We start from the raw sequence: 19,145 nt of genomic DNA, 5'->3' as shown, positions 1-19,145 counted from the left end.
ATCGGCCGGTGGATCGGCCGGTCCTATTCTGTCACCGCGCCACCCCCGGCCCCTCGCGCCGCCAACCCTCGGGAGAGCCCGTGACCCAGCCCGCCCAGCCCGTGACCCAGCCCGTGACCCACGACGGGACCCCCACCGCGAGCCCCCACGACCTCGAGGTCGTGCGCGTGCCGGCCGACCACCCCGATGCGGTGCGGCTGGTCGAGGAGGTCCAGGCCGAGTACGTCGCGCGCTACGGCTCGCCCGACGCCAGCCCCTTCGACCAGGAGGTCTTCGTGCTGCCCTCGGGCGCCTTCTTCGTGGGCTACCTCGACGGTGACGCGGTCGCCACCGGCGCCTGGCGCCGCAGCCCGGTGGAGGTGTTGGGATCGGCGGTCACCGCCGAGGTCAAGCGGATGTACGTCGTGCCGCGCGCCCAGCGCCGGGGCCTGGCCCGCCGGATGCTGGCCCACCTCGAGGCCACCGCGGCCGAGGCCGGCGTGGAGGTGCTGGTGCTGGAGACCGGCACGCTGCAGCCCGAGGCGATCGCGCTCTACACCTCGGCGGGCTACGTGCCGGTGCCCGGCTTCGGCCACTATCGCGACTCGCCGCTCTCGCGCTGCTTCGCCACCGACCTGCGCGGGCGCGCCACCACGAGGTAGCGGTCGTCGCTGATCTCGCGGCCCCACAGCGCGGGGTCGACGAGCGGGGTGTGGGCCGGCTCGAGGTCGGCCGCCTCGGCCAGCGCCACGCACTCCGCGCCGGTGACGCCGGCTCCGGTCGACCAGCTGCCCTCGACCAGCACGAGCACGCCGCCGGGGCGCAGCAGCGCCGTCCAGCGCCGCAGCACCGCCGCCGGGTCGGGCAGGGCCCACAGCACGTGGCGGCACAGGACGACGTCGTAGGAGTCGGCCGTCAGGGGCGGGTGGGCGGCGTCGCCGGCGAGCACCCGCACGGGCGACCCGGGCAGCCCGGCCACCTTGGCCCGGGCCCGCTCGAGCATGGCGGGGGAGAAGTCGACGGCGTCGACACGGTGACCGGCGCGGGCGAGCAGCGCGCTGAGGGTGGCGGTGCCGCAGCCGAGCTCGGCCACCCGGGCCGGGGCCGGCGGCAGCAGGGGCAGCAGCAGCGCCGACCACGCGGCGCGCACCGCCGGGTCGCGCAGGCCGTGGTCGGCGGGGTCGTCGTAGGCCGCCGCCTCGGCGTCCCACACCGCGATGCGCCCGGCCAGCCCGGGGTCGTCGGCCGGCTCGGATCGGGGCGGTCCGCTCAGGTCGTCCACGCCGCGACCGTAGTGACGGTCACCGACACCCGCCACCCGGCGCCCCCGCGCCGCCCCCTCCCTGGACCGACCATGACCCAGCACCAGCACACGCACGCGCATCAGCACCGCCACCTGAGGGCCGCCGCGGTGGCCCTCGTGACCCTCGTCGTCCTGCTCGGCGCCGCGCTCGTGCCGGGCGCGGCGCAGGCCGAGCCCCGCCCGCTGGAGGACTACGCCTCCTACCAGCCGCAGACCCGCTGCGCGCCCGGGGCCAAGCCGGGCACGGTGGCGCTGGGGCGCTGGCTGGTGCGCCACCACGGCGGCGGCTTCGGGCGGATCGGGTCGACCTGCTCGAAGCACACCACCTCCGAGCACCAGGAGGGCCGCGCCTTCGACTGGATGATGAGCGCGCGGACCAAGGCCGACCGCCGCGAGGTGAAGGAGGTCTTCGAGCGGCTCTTCCGCGCCGACCAGGCCGGGCGCGAGGACGCCTGGGCGCGCCGGATGGGCATCATGTACCTGATCTGGGACGACGAGATCTACAGCGCGTGGAACGCCTTCGAGCCCGAGCCCTACCTCAGCTCGTCGTGCGCCACGAAGAAGAAGTGCAGCCAGACGCTGCGCCACCGCGACCACGTGCACGTCTCCCTCACCCGCCGGGCCGGGCGCGGCCTCACCAGCTGGTACGACGGCCGGCTCCCCGCGAAGGACTGAGCCCCCCGTCCCTGTCGGGGCGGGGGGCTCGGGGACGGGCGGCGCGGCGTGACCGGGCGCCCGTCAGGAGGTGCGGAGCGGGCTCAGCCGGCCCACTCGGCCTTCCAGCCGTCGACCTCGTCGGCGCCGCGGGCGGCGGGGCCGGTGTAGATCGCCGAGGGGCGGATGAGGCGGCCCGTGCGCTTCTGCTCGAGGATGTGCGCCGACCAGCCGCCGGTGCGGGCGCAGGTGAACATCGAGGTGAACATGGTGGCCGGGACCTCGGCGAAGTCGAGGACGATCGCGGCCCAGAACTCCACGTTGGTCTCGAGCACACGGTCGGGGCGACGCTCGCGCAGCTCGGCCAGGGCGGCCTTCTCCAGGGCCTCGGCCACCTCGTAGCGGGGGGCGTCGAGCTCCTTGGCGGTGCGGCGCAGCACGCGGGCGCGGGGGTCCTCGGCGCGGTAGACGCGGTGGCCGAAGCCCATCAGCCGCTCGCCGCGGTCGAGCAGGCCCTTGACGTAGGCCTCGGCGTCGCCGGACTCCTCGACGTCGGCGATCATGCCGAGCACGCGGCTCGGGGCGCCGCCGTGCAGCGGGCCGCTCATCGCGCCGATGGCTCCGGAGAAGGCGGCGGCGACGTCGGCACCGGTGGAGGTGATGACGCGGGCGGTGAAGGTGGAGGCGTTCATGCCGTGCTCGGCGGCGCTGCTCCAGTAGGCGTCGATGGCCTTGACGTGCTGCGGGTCGGCCTCGCCCTTCCAGCGGAGGAGGAACTTCTCGGCGAGGGTGCTGCCCTCGTCCACGAGCTTCTGGGGCACGACGGGGGCGTGCAGGCCGCGGGCGGACTGCGCGGCGTAGGAGAGGACCATCACGGCGACGCGGCCGAGGTCCTCGCGGGCCTGCTCGTCGGAGATGTCGTAGGTCTGGCCGAAGCCGAAGGCCGGCGCCAGCATGGCCACGGCGGCCTGCACGTCGACGCGCACGTCGCCGGTGTGCACGGGCAGGTTGTAGGGCTCGGCGGGGGCCAGGCCGGGGGCGTAGGTGCCGTCGATCAGCAGGCCCCAGATGTTCTCGAACGGCACCCGGCCGACGATGTCCTCGATGTCGACGCCGCGGTAGCGGAGCGCGGACCCCTCCTTGTCGGGCTCGGCGATCTCCGTCTCGAAGGCGACGACGCCTTCCAGTCCGTGGTGTACCTCGGGCATGCGTTCGACTCCTGTGTCGGGTGGTCAGAGGGGGTCGCCGCGGTGGGCAACCTCGGCATTGTGTCAGCCGTCCTACTGTCAGGTACATGGCCACCGACCTGCGAACGCTCCGCCACGAGTACGCCGCCCGCGGCCTCGCCGAGACCGAGCTGACCGACGACCCGCTCGAGCTCTTCCGCACCTGGCTGGAGGAGGCCGTGGCGGCCGGGATCGGCGAGCCCAACGCCGTCGTCGTCTCGACCGTCACCGCCGCCGGCACCCCGACCTCGCGCACCGTGCTGCTCAAGGGCCTGAACGGCGCCGACGGGGACGGCCGCGAGGGGGGCTTCGTGTTCTACACCAACCACTCCTCCGCGAAGGGCCGCGACCTCGACGCCCGCCCCGGCTGCGCGCTGCTCTTCCCCTGGCACGACCTGGAGCGCCAGGTGCGCGTGGAGGGCACGGCCGCCCGGCTCCCGCGGGCCGAGGTCGAGGCCTACTTCGCGGTGCGCCCGCGCGGCTCCCAGCTGGGCGCCTGGGCCTCCCACCAGTCCTCGGAGGTGGCCGACCGCGCCGAGCTGGAGCGGGCCTACGCCGCCGCCGAGCAGCGTTTCGCGGGCGGCGACGTGCCCGTGCCGGAGGAGTGGGGCGGCTACGTCGTGCGCCCCGAGGTCGTGGAGTTCTGGCAGGGCCGGCCCAGCCGCCTGCACGACCGGCTGGTCTACCGGCGCGAGGGCGCCGGCTGGACCACGCGGCGCCTCGCACCCTGAGCGTCTCTCGCCCGGCCGTGGCCCCACGGTCGTGCCGCCCGGTCGTCTCAGACCGGGCGGGTGGCGGTGATGCCGCCGTCGACCGGCAGGTCGACCCCGTGGAGGTAGGCGGCTGCGGGGGAGACCAGCCACGTGACCGCGGCGGCGACCTCCTCCGGTCGCCCCGCGCGACCGGCGGGGGTGCCCGCGACCATCAAGGCGATGACGTCGCCGTCGGAGTCGTTGATCGGGGTGCGGGTCGGGCCCGGTGAGACGGTGTTGACCCGGACGCCGCGCGGGCCGAACTCGGCCGCCCAGCTGCGCGCCAGCTGCGCCTCGGCGGCCTTGGTCGCGGAGTAGAGGCCGACGAAGGGGTGCCCCACGCCGGCCATCCAGGAGCCGATCACCACGATGCAGGCGCCGTCGCGCCCGAGCATGCCCGGCGCCAGGGCGGCCGTCAGCACGTGCGGCGCGCGGACGTTGACCGCCAGCGCGGTGTCGAGGTCCTCGTCGGTGAGGCCGAGCGTGTCCACCGGCGGGCACACCGCGGCGTTGTGCACGAGGACGTCGACACCCCCGCCGAGCACCTCGGTGACCTCGCCGGCGAAGCGGCGCAGGACGGCGTACGACGCGGTGAGGTCGGCCGCGACCCAGTCGGCGCGGCCGCCGGCGGCACGCAGCCGCTCGACCACGGCCGTGCCGCGGGCGACGTCGCGACCGCTGACGACGACGTGGGCCCCGGCGGCGGCCAGGTCGGTCGCGATCGCCGCGCCGATGCCGCTGCTGGAGCCGGTGACGAGGGCGGTGCGGCCGGCGAGGAAGCGGTCGGGGTCGGTGGCGGGGTCGGGGTCGGGGTCGGGGTCGGGGTCGGTGGCGGGGGACGTGGGGGCGCTGGTGGGTCCGGTGGTGGTCACGGCGCCAGCCAACGGGCTCGGTGGGCCGTGCGCCAGGGCGGCTCCGACCTGGGCACGCCAGGACCAGGCAGGGGCCGGGCGGCGCGCCTAGGCTGGGGTGATGGGACGGGACCGGGCGGAGCTGGGGGCGTTCCTGCGCTCGCGGCGTGACCGGCTGACCCCGGCGCAGGCGGGGATGGACCCGTTCCCGGGGCCGCGGCGCGTGCCGGGCCTGCGCAAGGAGGAGCTGGCCGTGCTGGCCGGGGTCAGCCCCGACTACTACAGCCGCCTCGAGCAGGGGCGGCAGGCCAACGTCTCGCGCGAGGTGCTCGACGCGCTCGCCCGGGCGCTGCGACTCGACGAGACCGAGCAGGCCCACCTGGCCGACCTGGCGGGACCGCCCGCCCGCACCGCGCGGTCCACCACCGCGTCGCAGCGTCCCGACCCGGGACTGCTGCGGCTGATGACCGCGCTCGACCACCTGCCCGTGGTGCTGCTGGGCCAGCGCACCGAGGTGCTGGCCGCCAACGCGCTGCTGGCTGCGGTGCTGAGACCGCTGGCGCCGGGCACGTCGTTCGTGCGCTTCCTCTTCCTCGATCCGCTCGCCAGGGAGCGAATCGTGAACTGGGAGCACTTCGCCGCCACCGCCGTGGCCGCGCTGCGCCGTGACCTCGGCCGCCATCCCCACGACGCGCGGCTGCGCGACCTGGTGGCCGAGCTGCGCCGCGACGCCGACGTGGAGCGCTGGTGGGTCGACCACGCCGTGCGCGACTACGCCTCGGTGGCCAAGCAGATCGCGCACCCGGTGGCGGGCGACCTGGCCTTCGACATCGAGATCGTCTCTTCGCCCCACGACCCCGACCAGCGCCTGGTCGTCTACACCGCGCAGCCCGACTCGCGCACCGCGCGGGTGCTGCCGATGCTGGCCAGCTGGCAGGGCACCTCGGCGCCCGCCTGAGCCGACCCGTGCCGTCGCTCAGGCCTCGGGTGCGGCGCTGAGGGCGGCGAGGGTCAGGGCGACGTGCCACACCAGGGGCAGCGACCCCGCCTCCTGCGGCGTGGCCCACCGGTGGGCGTCGTGCTCGTGCGCGCTGAGCCGCACCTCGACGGGCGGTCCGGTCTCCTCCAGCGCGTAGGTGAGGGTGTGGAAGACCAGGTCGCGGCCCTCGGTGTCTCGGTTGCGGTGGTGGCTGACCTCGGCGCCGGCGCGCACCCGCAGCCCCGCCTCCTCCCAGCACTCCCGGACCGCGGCCGCGGCCGGTGACTCGCCGGGCTCGACCGTGCCGCCGGGCACGTCCCACTGCCCGCCGAGATAGCGCCCCTCACGACGCCTGAGCAGGAGGTACCGCCCGCTGCGCTCCACGAGGCCGTGGGCCACGACGTGGTCGGTCGCGTCGCTCGACCGCTCCGCGGCGCTGGTGTCCTCCACGCCTCGAGGGTAGACCGCTCCTACCCCCTAGGGGTATATGTTCGGTGCGTGGGACCACCCGAGGAGGAGACGATGAGCACCACCCAGGACCACCAGCACGACCACCAGCACGACCACCAGGGCGACGCGGGGCACGACCTCGGGTCGCGCTCGATGGCCGTGAGTGCGACGCTGCACTGCCTCACCGGCTGCGCGATCGGCGAGATCGTCGGGCTCCTGGTCGGCACGGCCCTCGGCCTCGCGACGTTGCCGACCGTCGTCCTGAGCGTCGCGCTGGCGTTCGTGTTCGGCTTCGCGCTGTCCTCGCTGCCCCTCGTCCGTGCCGGCCTGGGCGTCCTCGCCGCTCTCGGCACCGTGGTGGCCGCCGACACCGTGTCGATCGCGACCATGGAGGTCGTCGACAACCTGGTGATGGCGCTGCTGCCCGGCGCGATGGGCGCCGGCCTGGTCAACAGTGTCTTCTGGATCGGCATGACCCTCTCGCTCGCGGCCGCCTTCGTGGCGGCGCTCCCGGTCAACCGCTGGCTGCTGGCCCGCGGCAAGGGCCACGCCCTCACCCACCGGTTCCACGGCGCGCAGGTCGTGGGCCGTCGCCGGTGGATCCCCGACCCGCCCACCTCGACGCTGGTGGCGGTCATCGCGGCGTTCATCCTGGGTGGGCTGGTCGTGTCGGTGGCCGACGAGCTCGGCGCCGGCGAGGGTGCCCACGCCGACGCAGCGCCGACCTCGGTCGTCGGGCGGTCGCACGCGGTCCGGTGAGGCCGGCGGTCATGCGCCGTCCCGACGCCGACGGCCCGGCGTCGGCGTCGTGGGCCCGGTCAGGACCTCCGGCGGGCCGGACCTGCCCCACGGGCCCCGCGCCCCCTCGGCCCCTCGGTCGGTGCGGGGGGCCGGTGCGCCCGGTGAGCTGGCCCAACCGCAGGTGGAGGCGCCCAGTGCCACGACCGCCGCGCCCACGAAGGCCGCCGGGAGCCCGTGACCGCCCGCGGCCGCCCCGACGAGGGTCGAGCCCACGGCCTGGCCCAGCACGAGGGTGACGAACAGGGTCGCGGTGGCTCCGGCCACCGACCCCGGCAGCACCTCCCCGGACCAGCTGATGAGCGCTGTGGTCGCTGCGACGAAGGACCAGCCCGCGAGCACGCACGCGAGGAGCGCCGCCGTCCGTGACGACGGGGCGACGCCGAGCAGGCCGAGCGCGGCGGCGAGCCCCGTGCAGGTGAGCGTCCAGGCGGTGGGGGCGGGGCGGCGTGACAGCAGGCCGGCGGTGGCAGCGGTCACCGTGCCGCCCACGCCGACTCCGATCCAGGCCGCCGTGGACCACCCCGCGCCGAGACCGGCCCCGACGAGGAGGCTGCGACCGTAGGTCCACAGGGCGGCCGAGGCCGCCCCGAGGAGCAGGGCCCCTCCCGCGGGTCGCGCCAGGCGGGACCACGCGGCCGGCCCGGTCCGCTGCGGGCGAGGGGCGAGGACGCCCCGCGCCTCGGGGCCGTGGGCGCGCGCCCGGGCTCCGCGCGGTCCGTCGAGCAGCAGGACGGCGAGGCCGGCCGCCGCCGAGACGGCGGCGCTGACGACGAAGGCCGTGCGCCAGTCGGGCGAGAGGGCCGCGGCGAGCACGCCGGCCGCGACGAGGCCGGGGCCGGTCCCGGAGTTCACGACGCCCTGGGCCCGGTCTCCCCGGGGTCCGTCGAGGTGGTGCTGCACCACCGCGACGAGGGCGGGGGAGGCGAGGCCGGCGGAGGTCGAGGCCACGACGGCCGCGGGCGCGAAGCTCGTCACCCCGCTCGCGGTGGCCATGCCGAGCGAGCCGGCGACCGCGGTCGTCAGCGCGGCGGCGACCAGGACGCGACGACGGCGTCCGGCCGCGGAGCCGCACAGGGCGCCGACGCAGTAGGCGACGGAGGCGGCCGAGGAGACCGCTCCCGCGGTGGCGGTCGTCAGCCCCAGGCTGGCCTGCACGTCGGGGAGGAACAGTCCGTAGGCCAGCCGCACCAAGCCGTAGGTCGCCGCGATGAAGCAGGTCGCGGCGATGACGAGGGAGGTGTCGTGCGACGACGCTGACGATAACGACCGTTTCATTCTTGGGAGTCTAGGGTCTCGTCATGGCGATCCGCGCGAGCACCGAGGCCCGACTGCTCGACGCCGCCGACGCGCTGCTCTTCCGGAGGGGCGTGGCGGCGACGCCCGTCGACCGCGTGCTCGAGCTGGCCGGCGCCTCCCCGGCCACGCTCTACCGGGCCTACGGCAGCAAGGAGGGCCTGGTCGCCGCCGCGCTCGCCCGCCGCCACGAGCGGTGGCTGGCGGTCTGGGACGAGGCGGTGGCCGAGGCCGCCGACGACCGGGGTCGGCTGCTGGCCGTCTTCGAGGCGCTCGACCGGTTCCGGGCGCGCCCCGACGGTGCGCGCTGGTGCGCGGTGCTGGGCACCGCGGCGGAGTACGCCGAGGCCCCGCTCGAGATCGACGCGGCCGTGCGTCGCGACACCGACGCCCTCCGGGCCCGCCTGCAGGCGCGGGCCGCGCCGCTGGTCGGCCCCGCGGCGGCGGAGGGGCTCGCCGAGGCGCTGCTGCTCGTGGTGTCCGGTGCGCTCGCCATGCGGCTGCGCGACGGGGCCGGCGGACCCGGTCGGGCCGTGGCCGAGGTGCTGGTCGACGCGGCGGTCCGCGACGCCGGCGGGGCGTCCGCCTGACGCGTCGCGCCTTCCGGCGCCGCGGGCGCCGGGGTGGCTGACCCCGCGTCGACGTGCGCGGACCGTGTCGCACCGTCCTCCGCTGGGCTGCGGGGCCGCGGGGCCGCGGAGTAGCGGGGCTGCGGAGTCGCGGAGTGGTGGCGAACGACAGGCTGGTGACCCTCTGGCTCGTCGTCTGCCGCCACTTGCCGCGGGTGTCGGCGGGCACGGCAGCTGCGGGCGTCCCTTGGGGGCGCCGCGACTCCACTGCTGGCGCGCCGCGCCGCGGTGGGTGTCGGGGTGCGCCCGCCCCGGTGGAGGTCGTCCGCTGGTCAGGAAGTGGCGGCGAACGACAGGCTGGTGACCCTCCGGCTCGTCGTTTGCCGCCACTTGCCGCGGGTGCGGTGATGCGCCGGCCGCCGCGGGCGTCCGTCGACTCCACTGCTGGCGCGCCGCGCCGCGCCGCGCCGCGGTGGGTGTCGGGGCTCGCCGGACCCGGTGGGGATCGTCCGCTGGTCAGGAAGTGGCGGCGAACGACAGGCTGGTGACGCTCCGGCTCGTCGTTTGCCGCCACTTCGTCGGGGGTGTCGGCGCGCGCCGGCAGCCGCGGGCGTCCGTCGTGGGCGACGCGACCCCACCGCGGGTCTCGCGCCGGCCCCGGCGGGGGTCGTCCGCCGTGGGACCCGGCGCGCCACTGCTCCGGCGGGTGGTCGCGGCGGGTGGCGGAGGGGCGGCGTACGGCGGGTCGGCGGCCTCGAGCCGTCCTGGGCCGCGGTGCCTCCGAAGGGGCCGCGGACCTCCTTGTGAGTGAGCGCTCACTCATCTACGCTCGACGGCATGCCTCCCCGCGCCGCGCCGATGACCCCGCAGGAGCGCCACGACCAGCTGGTCGACGTCACCCTGCGCCTGCTGCGCGAGCACGGGCGCGCGGTGACCACGAAGCAGATCGCGGAGGCCGCGGGGATCGCGGAGGGCACGATCTTCCGGGTCGTGGCCAGCAAGGACGAGCTGGTCGACGCCGCGCTCGCGCGGGCCTTCCACCACGGCGCGATCTTCGACCGCATCGCCGAGATCGACCCGGCGCTCGACCTGCGCGACCGGATGGTGCGCCTGGTGTCGATCCTGCAGCAGCGCTTCCGCGCGACCTTCGGGCTGATCCGCAAGGTCGGGATGCTCGGGCCGCCCGCCCACCTGCACGACTCCGCCGAGGCCGACGCCGTGCGGGCCCGGCTCGAGCGGGCGTGCGTCGAGCTGGTCGGCGCCGACGCCGAGCACCTGAGCGTCGAGCCGGGGGAGATGGTGCACCGGCTGCGCCTGCTCACCTTCGCCGGCAGCCACGAGCAGGTGGCCGACGGCCGCCTGCTGAGCCCCGAGGAGATCGTCGACACCGTGCTGACCGGGCTGCTCGCCCCCGCTGCGAGGCCGACCTGCGCCGACCCTGTCGGCCCGGCCGAGCGCGCCACCACGCCGACGCGGCCCGCGCGGCCGGTGCGTGAGGAGACGTCGTGCTGATCCCGCTGCTGCGCGAGCGCCTCGCGGCGTACCGGCCCTGGCTGCTCGCCGTGGTCGGGCTCCAGTTCGTCGGCGTGCTGGCGATGCTCTACCTCCCCAGCCTCAACGCCGACATCATCGACCGCGGGATCGCCACCGGCGACACCGCCTACATCTGGCGCGTCGGCGCCATCATGCTCGCGGTCTCGGTGGTGCAGATCGTGTGCTCGGTGGGCGCCGCCTGGTTCGGGGCGCGTACGGCGATGAGCCTCGGTCGCGACCTGCGCGGGGAGCTCTTCGCCCGGGTCGGCACCTTCTCCAAGCGCGAGGTCGACCACTTCGGTGCGCCCTCGCTGATCACCCGCGGCACCAACGACGTGCAGCAGGTGCAGATGCTCGTGCTGATGGCCTGCCTCATCGCGGTGTCGAGCCCGATCATGATGGTGGGCGGCGTCGTGATGGCGCTGCGCGAGGACGTCGGGCTGGGCTGGGTGCTCGCCGTGGTCGTGCCGGCGCTCTTCGTGACGGTCGGCTTCGTGGTGAGCCGCATGGTGCCGAGCTTCCGGCTGATGCAGTCGCGCATCGACGAGGTCAACCGCGTGCTGCGCGAGCAGATCACCGGGGTGCGCGTGGTGCGCGCCTTCGTGCGCGAGCCCCACGAGACCGAGCGCTTCGCGGGCGCCAACGCCGACCTGACCGCCGTGGCGACCCGGGCCGGGCGCTGGCTGGCCGCGATGTTCCCGCTGGTGATGATCGTGGTCAACGTCTCCAGTGTGGCGGTCATCTGGTTCGGCGGGCAGCGCGTCGACAGCGGCCAGATGGAGGTCGGGGCGCTGACGGCCTTCCTGTCCTACCTGATGCAGATCCTGATGTCGGTGATGATGGCGACCTTCATGCTCATGCAGGTGCCGCGCTCGGCGGTGTGCGCCGACCGGATCGCGGAGGTGCTCGGCACGTCGAGCTCGGTGGTGCCCTCGGCCGCGCCGACCACGCCCGACCCCGCCCGCCGCGGCCACCTCGACCTGGTCGACGTCGGGTTCTCCTACCCCGGCGCGGAGTCGCCGGTGCTCGCGGGGGTCACCGTCTCGGCCCGGCCGGGGCAGGTGGTGGCCGTCGTCGGCTCGACCGGCTCGGGCAAGTCCACCCTGGTCAATCTCGTGCCCCGCCTGGTCGACGCCACGGCCGGCCAGGTGCGGGTGGCAGGCGTCGACGTGCGCGACCTCGACCCCGACGTGCTGTGGGAGCAGATCGGGCTCGTGCCCCAGCAGGGCTACCTCTTCAGCGGCACCATCCGCTCCAACCTCCGGCACGGCCGCGCCGACGCCGGTGACGAGGAGCTGTGGCGCGCGCTCGAGATCGCCCAGGCTCGCGACTTCGTCGAGCGGCTGCCCGAGGGCCTGGAGGCGCCGGTGGCCCAGGGCGGCACCAACTTCTCCGGGGGGCAGCGCCAGCGCCTCGCCATCGCGCGCGCCGTGGTGCGCCGCCCCGGGCTCTACCTCTTCGACGACTCCTTCTCCGCCCTCGACCTGGCCACCGACGCGCGGTTGCGCGCCGCGCTGCGGCCCGTGACCCGCGACGCCACCGTCGTGGTCGTGGCGCAGCGGATCTCGACGGTGCGCGACGCCGACCTCGTGGTCGTGCTCGACGACGGGCGGGTGGTCGGCCAGGGCACCCACGAGGAGCTGCTCGCCTCGTGCCCGACCTACCAGGAGATCGTGGCCTCGCAGGAGAGCGCGACCGCGGGGGTGGGCGCGTGAGCACGACCGAGGAGCGCCCGGGCCAGCTGCGCGCGACCGACCGGCCCCCGCCGCCGGCGGGAGGCCCCGGCCGCGGCCCGATGGGCGGCGGGGGCGTGGCGCAGAAGGCCATGGACTTCGGCCCGTCGGCCAGGCGCCTGGTCGCGCGGCTGCGCCCGGAGCGCGCCGCGGCGCTGCTCGTCGTCGCCCTCGGCGTGGTCAGCGTGCTGCTCATGGCCGTCGGACCGCGCATCCTCGGGCGCGCCACCGACCTCGTCTTCGCGGGCCTGCTGGGCCGTCAGTACGCCGGGGCCGACGCGGCCGACCTCCCCGACGCAGCCCGCGGGCTCGACGTCGTGCCCGGGCGCGGCGTCGACTTCGACGCCGTCGGCCAGGTGCTGCTGCTGGCCCTCGGGGTCTACGTCGCGGCCTCGCTGCTGGCCTTCCTGCAGGGCTACGTGCTCAACGGGGTGGTGCAGCGCACCGTCTACCGGATGCGCGAGGAGGTCGAGGAGACCCTCCACCGGCTGCCCCTCACCTACTTCGACCGCAGCCCCCGCGGCGAGCTGCTCAGCCGGGTCACCAACGACATCGACAACGTCAGCCAGACCCTCCAGCAGACGATGAGCCAGCTGCTCACCTCGCTGATGACCGTGGTCGCCGTGCTCGCGATGATGCTGTGGATCTCCCCGCTGCTGGCCCTCGTGGCGCTGGTGTCGGTGCCGCTGTCGCTGCTGGTGACCCGGGCCATCATGCGCCGCTCGCAGGGCCAGTTCGTGGCCCAGTGGAAGCGCACCGGCCAGCTCAACGCCCAGGTCGAGGAGGCCTTCTCCGGTCACGAGCTGGTCAGCGTCTTCGGTCGTCGCCGCGAGGTCGAGCAGCGCTTCACCGAGGAGAACGACGCGCTCTTCGACGCCAGCTTCCGCGCGCAGTTCGTCAGCGGCCTGATCATGCCGGCGATGATGTTCATCGGGAACCTCAACTACGTCGTCGTCGCCGTCGCGGGCGCCCTGCGCGTGGCCAGCGGCTCGCTGACCCTGGGCGAGGTGCAGGCCTTCGTGCAGTACACCCGCCAGTTCACCCAGCCGCTCACCACCGTCGCCTCGATGGCCAACCTGCTGCAGTCGGGCGTCGCCTCGGCCGAGCGGGTCTTCGAGCTCCTCGACGCCGACCTCGAGCGCCCCGACCCGGACGAGGCCGGGGACGAGGCCGGGGCCGGGGGCACGGCGGTGGCCGCGGGCTCCGGCGTACGACGCGGTGAGGTGGCCTTCGAGCACGTGTCGTTCTCCTACAGCCCCGACCGCGAGCTCATCACCGACCTCTCCCTCGTGGCCCGGCCGGGCCAGACCGTGGCCATCGTCGGGCCCACCGGGGCGGGCAAGACCACCCTGGTCAACCTCGTCATGCGCTTCTACGAGCTCGACGGCGGCCGGATCACCCTCGACGGCGTCGACGTGTCGTCGATGTCGCGGGCGCGGCTGCGCGGGCAGATCGGCATGGTGCTCCAGGACACCTGGCTCTTCGAGGGCACCATCCGCGACAACATCGCCTACGGCCGGCCGGGGGCGTCGGCCGACGACGTGCTCGAGGCCGCGCGGGCGACCTTCGTCGACCGCTTCGTGCGCTCGCTGCCCGAGGGCTACGATACCGTCGTCGACGAGTCGGGCTCCAACCTCTCGGCGGGGGAGCGCCAGCTCGTCACGATCGCCCGGGCCTTCCTCACCGCGCCCGCGCTGCTCATCCTCGACGAGGCGACGTCGTCGGTCGACACCCGCACCGAGGTGCTGGTGCAGCACGCGATGGCGGCGCTGCGCGCCGACCGCACGTCGTTCGTCATCGCCCACCGGCTCTCCACCATCCGCGACGCCGACCTCATCCTGGTGATGGAGGACGGGGCCATCGTCGAGCAGGGCACCCACGAGGAGCTGCTCGCCGCCGCCGGGGCCTACGCCCGGCTGCACGCCAGCCAGTTCGCGGCGGTCGAGGCCCCGGCCGACGGGGCCGTCCAGGGGGCGGTCCGGGGGTCGGTCCAGGGGCCCGACGAAAACCCCTTGTGACGCCGCCGACGTCGACCTACCGTGGTCGCACACGGGAAAGGAGGTGGTCCGAAGAATGAGTTCTTCCAGGACGCGTGAGGTGGCTGCCCGCTAGCAGCCCAGCGCCAACGAGGGGTGGAAGTCCCTCCGGCTGCTGGTGAATCCTCAGCAGTCACCCGACCCGCAGGTGATCCGGTCGCACGTCCGCCGGAGCGGCTCCCCGGAGCCACACCTGCGGGTCGTCCCATGTCCGGGCCCGTTCAGCGGACCCACTCCACCGGACCCACTCCACCGGACCCACTCACTGGGCGGGCAGCTCCTCGGTCGGCGCCTCGTCGGCCGGCACGACGGCCGGCTGCGCGGCCGACGGCTCGCCGACCATCATCGCCACCAGCGAGATCGCGACCCAGCAGACCACGACGGCCACGAGCCAGCGGGTGACGGCCACGTCGACGGTGACCGCGCCCGAGACGAACCCGCCGTAGAGCGCGGGGGACGCGACGAGCGCCGCGGCGCCGAGCACCGGGCCGGAGAGCAGGTTCACGAGGTGACCTCCATGACGCGCTCGCCGCTGACCACGCCCGCGGAGCGGACCTGGGCGGTGCCGGTGAGCTCGGGGTAGGACAGCACGGGCAGCCGGTCGACCGCCGGTCGGATGAGACGGCGTACGGCGGGCCGCAGCCCGGGCGCGCACACCAGCACGGGGCGCACGTTGCGGTTCTCGGCGTCGACCAGCAGCTGCGCCAGCCCGCCGATGACCGTCTGGAGGGTCACCGGGTCGAGCGCGATCATCGCGCCCTGCTCGGTGATGCGCAGGCACTCGAGCATCCGCTGCTCGAACTGCGGCTCGAAACTGATGACGTGCACGACGCCGTCGACCAGGTGCGGCGCGACCACGGCCGGGCCGAGCGCGGCCCGGGCGGCCTCGACGAGGCCGTCGAGGTCCTTGCTCGACTGCGCCTTGAGCGAGAGCGCCTCGTAGATGCGCACCAGGTCGCGGATCGAGATGCCCTCGTCGAGCAGGTGCTGGAGCACCCGCTGCACCTCGCCGAGCGACAGGGCGCCCGGGGTGAGCTCCTCGACGACGTTGGGGTGGCTGCGCTTGACCACGTCGGTGAGCATCCGCACGTCCTCGCGGCCCAGCAGGCGCGCGGCGTGGGAGGAGACCACCTCGGCCAGGTGGGTGGTGATGACGGCGCTGCGGTCGACGACGGTGGCGCCGCTGAGCTCGGCCTGGCTGCGCAGCTCGGCGGGGATCCACTTGGCGTCGAGGCCGAAGACCGGCTCCTGCGTGGGCTCGCCGGGCAGCGAGCCCAGGAAGTCGCCGATGGCCAGCACGGTGCCCGGGGGCGCCTCGCCGCGCGCGACCTCGATGTCGAAGAGCTTGATGACGTAGGTGCGCGAGGGCAGGTCGAGGTTGTCGCGGGTGCGCACGAGCGGCACCACCACGCCGAGCTCGCCGGCGACCTTGCGCCTCAGCGCCTTGACCCGCTCGAGCAGGTCGCCGCCGGAGCCGACGTCGACGAGGTCGATGATGTCGGCCGAGAGCTCCAGGCCCAGCGGGTCGACCTGGATCTCCTCGGCGAGGGTCTCGGGGTGGTCGCGCGAGGGCGCCTCGATCGCGGCGGCCTCCGCGGCGGCGGCCAGCGCGGCCGGGCTGCCGGGGGTGGCGGGGGCGTCGTCGGGCACGCGCGTCGACAGCAGCAGCAGCGCCCCGCCGGTGAGCAGGAAGGGGATCTTGGGCAGGCCCGGGATGAGGCAGAGCGCCATGCCCGCGAAGCCGGCGATGCGCAGCGGCATCCGGTTGGCGGTGATCTGGCGGACGATGTCGGAGCCCATGTCGCCCTCGCCGGCGCTGCGGGTGACGACCAGGCCGGTGGCCACCGACAGCAGCAGGGCGGGGATCTGGGAGACCAGGCCGTCGCCGACCGTCAGCAGCGAGTACGTCGTCACCGCGTCGCCGGCCGACATGCCCATCTGGGCCATGCCGACGGCGAAGCCGCCGACGAGGTTGACCAGCGTGATGATGATGGCCGCGATCGCGTCGCCCTTGACGAACTTCGAGGCGCCGTCCATCGCGCCGTAGAAGTCGGCCTCGGCGTGTACCTCGGCGCGGCGCTGGCGGGCCTGGTCCTCGTCGATGAGACCGGAGTTGAGGTCGGCGTCGATGGCCATCTGCTTGCCGGGCATCGCGTCGAGGGTGAAGCGGGCGCCGACCTCCGCGACGCGGCCCGCGCCGTTGGTGATGACGACGAACTGGATGATCAGCAGGATCGAGAAGATGATCAGCCCGACGATCAGCGAGCCGCCCACCACGAAGTGGCCGAAGGTCTCGATCACCTTGCCGGCGTAGCCGTCGATGAGCACCAGCCGGGTCGCGCTCACGTTGAGTGCCAGGCGGAAGAGCGTCATCACCAGCAGCAGCGCCGGGAACGACGCGAAGTCGAGCGGGCGGGTCACGAACATCGCCGTGAGCAGGATGAGCAGCGCGCCGGTGATGTTGGCGGCGATGAGGAGGTCGAGCACGGCGGCCGGCAGCGGGATGACCAGCATCACGACGATCATGACGATGCCGACGGGCACGCCGAGCTGGGTCAGCCGCTTGAGCGAGCCGTCCATGGAGCCGCCTTCCGGGGTCGTCTGCGTCAGGGGCGATCGGGTCGATCGCGGGTCCCCGCCGTCCGTGGCGCAGCCGACACCGTCCTGGCGTCGCCCGGCCTATCGGCTGCTTGGCGCCGGGCCTGAGGAAATGGCCGGGACGACCGGAGCGGTACGCCGCCGGCGCCGGCCCGCCCGGGGCACGGTGGGCAGCGCGGCGTCGAGGCGCGGGCTGCGGTGGCTGCCGCCGCGGCGGCCCTGGCGCTTGCGGCTGATCACGAAGGCCAGCACGTGGGCCACCGCGCCGAAGAGCTCGGCGGGGATCTCGTGGCCGACCTCGCAGGAGGCGTGCAGCGCCCGGGCCAGCGGCACGTCCTGCACCAGCGGCACCTCGGCCTCGGTGGCGACCTCGCGGATGCGCGCCGCGACCGCGCCGGCCCCGCGGGCCACCACGAGGGGGGCGCCGCGCTGGGCGTCGTACCTCAGGGCCACGGCGACGTGGGTGGGGTTGACGAGCACGACGTCGGCGGTGGGCACGTCGGCGATCATGCGGTTGCGGGCGGCGGCGAGCTGGCGGGCGCGGATGGCGCTCTTCACCAGCGGGTCGCCCTCCGACATCTTGTGCTCCTGCTTGACCTCGTCCTTGGTCATGCGGGTCTGCTTGCCGACCCGGCGCCGCTGCATGCCGTAGTCGACGCCGGCCAGCAGCACGCCGGCGACGGCGACGTTGCGCAGCAGGGCGAGCGCGTGCTCGCCGCCCGCGGTGAGCACGACGCCCATCGGCACCATGCCGCCCAGCAGCGGCATCAGCGCCTTGATCGAGGACCAGACCAGGATCGCGACGACCGAGCACTTGGCCAGCATCTTCACGCCCTCCCACAGCGCCTGCGGGCCGAAGATGCGCTTGGCGCCCTTGATCGGGTCGAGCTTGGAGAAGGTGGGCTTGACCGCCTTGGTGGCGAGGTAGAAGCCGCCCTGGGCCAGGGTGCCGGCGACGCTGACGACCGCGACGGCCGAGGCGAGCACGACCAGGGCCAGGAAGGCCCCGCCCACGCCCTCGCCCAGCAGCGCCATCGCCCGCTCCGGGGAGGGGTCCTCCACCGCGCGCAGGCAGGCGGTCATCAGCCGCTGCATCGCGTCGAGCTCGCGGGTCAGCAGCAGCGGCATCACCATCGCGGCCAGGGTCAGCGCGATCCACGGGCCGAGCTCCTGGGTGCGCGCGACCTGGCCCTCCTTGCGCGACTCCTTGAGCTTCTTCGGTGTCGGCTTCTCGGTCTTCTCCCCGCTGGACCCGCTCACCTCAGCCTCCTCCCGCGAAGGCCGCGGTGAGCTCGAGGGAGAGCTCGACCAGGCGGCGCACCAGGCCCGGCAGCACCGGGAACGACAGGCCGAGCAGCATGAGGGTCAGGCCGATCTTGGCCGGGAACATCACGTTGATGGCGTTGAGCTGCGGCGCGACCTTGGTCATCAGGGCCAGGCCGAGGTCGGCGACGAAGAGCACCGCGATCATCGGCAGGGCGACCTGCACGGCGGTGACGAAGAAGACCCCGAAGGCGCGCAGCAGCAGGTCGGCGCCGCCGTCGAGGTCGGGCGTCCGGCCGATGGGCAGCATCTCGAAGGTCCGCAGCAGCCCGCCCACGACGAGCAGGTGGCCGCCGCTGACGAAGAGCAGCACCGTGGCCAGCATCTGGTGGAACTTGCCGAAGACGGTGTTCATGTTCATCGCCAGCGGGTCGAAGGCGGCGGCCAGCGCGAACCCGCCGAAGACGTCGATGATGCTGCCCGCCGCCGCCACGGCGGCGAACAGCAGCGAGGTCAGGAAGCCCATCGACAGCCCGATCATCACCTGGGTCAGCACGGTGGTGAGGAGCCCGAAGGTGTCGACCGGGATGGTGGAGTCGGCCATGAGCGGCGCCACGGCGAAGGCCAGCCCCAGGCTGAGGACGACCTTGGCCGTGGTCGGGATCGACCGCGACGCGAAGGGCGGCACGACCACCAGCCACGCGACGATGCGCACCGCGGCCAGCACGAAGGCCAGCAGCGGCTCGCCCGCGACGGTGACGGTCATCTGGTGCTCGCTCGGTCTCGGTCTGGGTCTCGGTCTGGGGCGGGGTCTGGTGCGGGTCGGGGGCTGGTCCGGTGGCCGGCTCAGGCGAGCAGGCGCGGGATCATGTCGAAGAGGTCCTGGGTGAAGACCACGAGCGTGTGGAGCATCCAGTTGCCGCTGACCAGGATGGCGATGCCGACGGCCACGACCTTCGGCACGAAGGCGAGCGTGAACTCCTGGATCTGGGTCATCGACTGGAACAGCGAGACCGCGAAGCCGACCGCGAGGGCGGTCACCAGGATCGGCGCGGAGAGCTTGAGCGCGACCATCATGGTCTGCATCGCGATTTCGATGATGGCGGTGTCGGTCATCGGCGTGGG

The 19,145-nt window shown here is 74.6% G+C and carries 19 protein-coding genes; 9 read left to right on the top strand and 10 right to left on the bottom strand.

Annotated elements, in window-relative coordinates; translation table 11 throughout:
- Positions 1–80: 80 nt before the first annotated feature.
- Positions 81–641: a GNAT family N-acetyltransferase gene (locus M3673_RS06185; RefSeq protein ID WP_251532589.1), complete on the top strand. Its 561-nt coding sequence runs from the start codon at positions 81–83 to the stop codon at positions 639–641.
- Here the strand turns inward: M3673_RS06185 and M3673_RS06180 are convergent.
- Positions 575–1,261, bottom strand: a complete 687-nt coding sequence (locus tag M3673_RS06180) for a class I SAM-dependent methyltransferase (RefSeq protein WP_251532588.1) — start codon at positions 1,259–1,261, stop codon at positions 575–577. The two genes, M3673_RS06185 and M3673_RS06180, sit on opposite strands and share 67 nt — an antisense overlap.
- A 129-nt stretch (positions 1,262–1,390) precedes the next feature.
- Between M3673_RS06180 and M3673_RS06175 the strand changes: the two genes are divergently transcribed.
- Entirely contained in the window at positions 1,391–1,957 is a 567-nt protein-coding gene (locus tag M3673_RS06175) for a hypothetical protein (protein ID WP_251532587.1), read from the top strand.
- 83 nt (positions 1,958–2,040) lie between these two features.
- Here M3673_RS06175 and M3673_RS06170 read toward each other — a convergent pair whose 3' ends face one another.
- The gene (locus M3673_RS06170) at positions 2,041–3,144 is read right to left on the bottom strand and encodes a citrate synthase 2 (RefSeq protein ID WP_056905361.1); all 1,104 of its coding nucleotides are present in this window, start codon (positions 3,142–3,144) and stop codon (positions 2,041–2,043) included.
- Between the two features lie 86 nt (positions 3,145–3,230).
- Here M3673_RS06170 and pdxH point away from each other — a divergent pair, with 86 nt between their 5' ends.
- Entirely contained in the window at positions 3,231–3,893 is a 663-nt protein-coding gene (pdxH, locus tag M3673_RS06165) for a pyridoxamine 5'-phosphate oxidase (RefSeq protein ID WP_251532586.1), read from the top strand.
- A gap of 47 nt (positions 3,894–3,940) precedes the next feature.
- Here pdxH and M3673_RS06160 read toward each other — a convergent pair whose 3' ends face one another.
- On the bottom strand, positions 3,941–4,786 hold the full coding sequence (locus M3673_RS06160) for an SDR family oxidoreductase (RefSeq protein WP_308196102.1): 846 nt from the start codon (positions 4,784–4,786) through the stop codon (positions 3,941–3,943).
- Between the two features lie 100 nt (positions 4,787–4,886).
- Here M3673_RS06160 and M3673_RS06155 point away from each other — a divergent pair, with 100 nt between their 5' ends.
- Positions 4,887–5,723, top strand: coding sequence for a helix-turn-helix transcriptional regulator (locus M3673_RS06155; protein WP_251532585.1), 837 nt, complete (start codon positions 4,887–4,889; stop codon positions 5,721–5,723).
- Between the two features lie 18 nt (positions 5,724–5,741).
- On the opposite strand, the gene M3673_RS06150 is transcribed toward M3673_RS06155, so the two are convergent.
- The gene (locus tag M3673_RS06150; RefSeq protein ID WP_251532584.1) at positions 5,742–6,194 is read right to left on the bottom strand and encodes an NUDIX domain-containing protein; all 453 of its coding nucleotides are present in this window, start codon (positions 6,192–6,194) and stop codon (positions 5,742–5,744) included.
- Positions 6,195–6,266: 72 nt separating this feature from the next.
- On the opposite strand from M3673_RS06150, the gene M3673_RS06145 reads away from it, so the two are divergent.
- Positions 6,267–6,953 (top strand): DUF4396 domain-containing protein, encoded by a 687-nt coding sequence (locus M3673_RS06145; protein ID WP_251532583.1) that lies wholly within the window; start codon positions 6,267–6,269, stop codon positions 6,951–6,953.
- 9 nt (positions 6,954–6,962) lie between these two features.
- On the opposite strand, the gene M3673_RS06140 is transcribed toward M3673_RS06145, so the two are convergent.
- On the bottom strand, positions 6,963–8,270 hold the full coding sequence (locus M3673_RS06140; RefSeq protein WP_251532582.1) for an MFS transporter: 1,308 nt from the start codon (positions 8,268–8,270) through the stop codon (positions 6,963–6,965).
- A gap of 23 nt (positions 8,271–8,293) precedes the next feature.
- On the opposite strand from M3673_RS06140, the gene M3673_RS06135 reads away from it, so the two are divergent.
- The 4 genes from M3673_RS06135 to M3673_RS06120 all read left to right on the top strand — a co-directional run bounded on the left by M3673_RS06135 (position 8,294) and on the right by M3673_RS06120 (position 14,141).
- Positions 8,294–8,878 carry a TetR/AcrR family transcriptional regulator gene (locus M3673_RS06135; protein ID WP_251532581.1) on the top strand — a complete coding sequence of 195 codons (585 nt, stop codon included), beginning with the start codon at positions 8,294–8,296 and terminating at the stop codon, positions 8,876–8,878.
- Between the two features lie 816 nt (positions 8,879–9,694).
- Positions 9,695–10,369, top strand: a complete 675-nt coding sequence (locus tag M3673_RS06130) for a TetR/AcrR family transcriptional regulator (RefSeq protein WP_251532580.1) — start codon at positions 9,695–9,697, stop codon at positions 10,367–10,369.
- Complete coding sequence (locus tag M3673_RS06125) at positions 10,363–12,105, top strand: ABC transporter ATP-binding protein (RefSeq protein WP_251532579.1); 1,743 nt, start codon at positions 10,363–10,365, stop codon at positions 12,103–12,105. The genes M3673_RS06130 and M3673_RS06125 overlap by 7 nt, the downstream gene beginning before the upstream one ends.
- Before the next feature lie 80 nt (positions 12,106–12,185).
- On the top strand, positions 12,186–14,141 hold the full coding sequence (locus M3673_RS06120; protein WP_251532786.1) for an ABC transporter ATP-binding protein: 1,956 nt from the start codon (positions 12,186–12,188) through the stop codon (positions 14,139–14,141).
- 280 nt (positions 14,142–14,421) lie between these two features.
- On the opposite strand, the gene M3673_RS06115 is transcribed toward M3673_RS06120, so the two are convergent.
- The 5 genes from M3673_RS06115 to M3673_RS06095 form a co-directional block, all read right to left on the bottom strand.
- On the bottom strand, positions 14,422–14,664 hold the full coding sequence (locus tag M3673_RS06115; protein ID WP_193662038.1) for a hypothetical protein: 243 nt from the start codon (positions 14,662–14,664) through the stop codon (positions 14,422–14,424).
- A complete protein-coding gene (flhA, locus tag M3673_RS06110; RefSeq protein ID WP_056864752.1) occupies positions 14,661–16,739 on the bottom strand; it encodes a flagellar biosynthesis protein FlhA in 2,079 nt (692 codons plus the stop codon). Before flhA ends, M3673_RS06115 begins: the two co-directional genes overlap by 4 nt.
- 99 nt (positions 16,740–16,838) lie before the next feature.
- Entirely contained in the window at positions 16,839–18,017 is a 1,179-nt protein-coding gene (locus tag M3673_RS06105) for a flagellar biosynthesis protein FlhB (RefSeq protein ID WP_056864751.1), read from the bottom strand.
- 1 nt (position 18,018) lies between these two features.
- Positions 18,019–18,786, bottom strand: a complete 768-nt coding sequence (locus tag M3673_RS06100) for a flagellar biosynthetic protein FliR (protein ID WP_056864750.1) — start codon at positions 18,784–18,786, stop codon at positions 18,019–18,021.
- Between the two features lie 80 nt (positions 18,787–18,866).
- Positions 18,867–19,136, bottom strand: coding sequence for a flagellar biosynthetic protein FliQ (locus tag M3673_RS06095; RefSeq protein ID WP_056864749.1), 270 nt, complete (start codon positions 19,134–19,136; stop codon positions 18,867–18,869).
- Between the last annotated feature and the right edge of the window lie 9 nt (positions 19,137–19,145).

This window comes from Nocardioides sp. P86 (genome assembly GCF_023712465.1).
GTDB lineage: Bacteria > Actinomycetota > Actinomycetes > Propionibacteriales > Nocardioidaceae > Nocardioides > Nocardioides kribbensis.
Note: the sequence above shows the minus strand (reverse complement) of the source record. Positions and strands in the feature narration are given on the sequence as shown.

Coding starts and splice junctions, on each gene's coding strand:
- M3673_RS06170 (WP_056905361.1), bottom strand. CDS start 3,144: ATGCCCGAGGTACACCACGGACTGGAAGGCGTCGTCGCCTTCGAGACG.
- pdxH (WP_251532586.1), top strand. CDS start 3,231: ATGGCCACCGACCTGCGAACGCTCCGCCACGAGTACGCCGCCCGCGGC.
- M3673_RS06155 (WP_251532585.1), top strand. CDS start 4,887: ATGGGACGGGACCGGGCGGAGCTGGGGGCGTTCCTGCGCTCGCGGCGT.
- M3673_RS06145 (WP_251532583.1), top strand. CDS start 6,267: ATGAGCACCACCCAGGACCACCAGCACGACCACCAGCACGACCACCAG.
- M3673_RS06140 (WP_251532582.1), bottom strand. CDS start 8,270: ATGAAACGGTCGTTATCGTCAGCGTCGTCGCACGACACCTCCCTCGTC.
- M3673_RS06135 (WP_251532581.1), top strand. CDS start 8,294: ATGGCGATCCGCGCGAGCACCGAGGCCCGACTGCTCGACGCCGCCGAC.
- M3673_RS06130 (WP_251532580.1), top strand. CDS start 9,695: ATGCCTCCCCGCGCCGCGCCGATGACCCCGCAGGAGCGCCACGACCAG.
- M3673_RS06120 (WP_251532786.1), top strand. CDS start 12,186: ATGGGCGGCGGGGGCGTGGCGCAGAAGGCCATGGACTTCGGCCCGTCG.
- flhA (WP_056864752.1), bottom strand. CDS start 16,739: ATGGACGGCTCGCTCAAGCGGCTGACCCAGCTCGGCGTGCCCGTCGGC.
- M3673_RS06100 (WP_056864750.1), bottom strand. CDS start 18,786: ATGACCGTCACCGTCGCGGGCGAGCCGCTGCTGGCCTTCGTGCTGGCC.
- M3673_RS06095 (WP_056864749.1), bottom strand. CDS start 19,136: ATGACCGACACCGCCATCATCGAAATCGCGATGCAGACCATGATGGTC.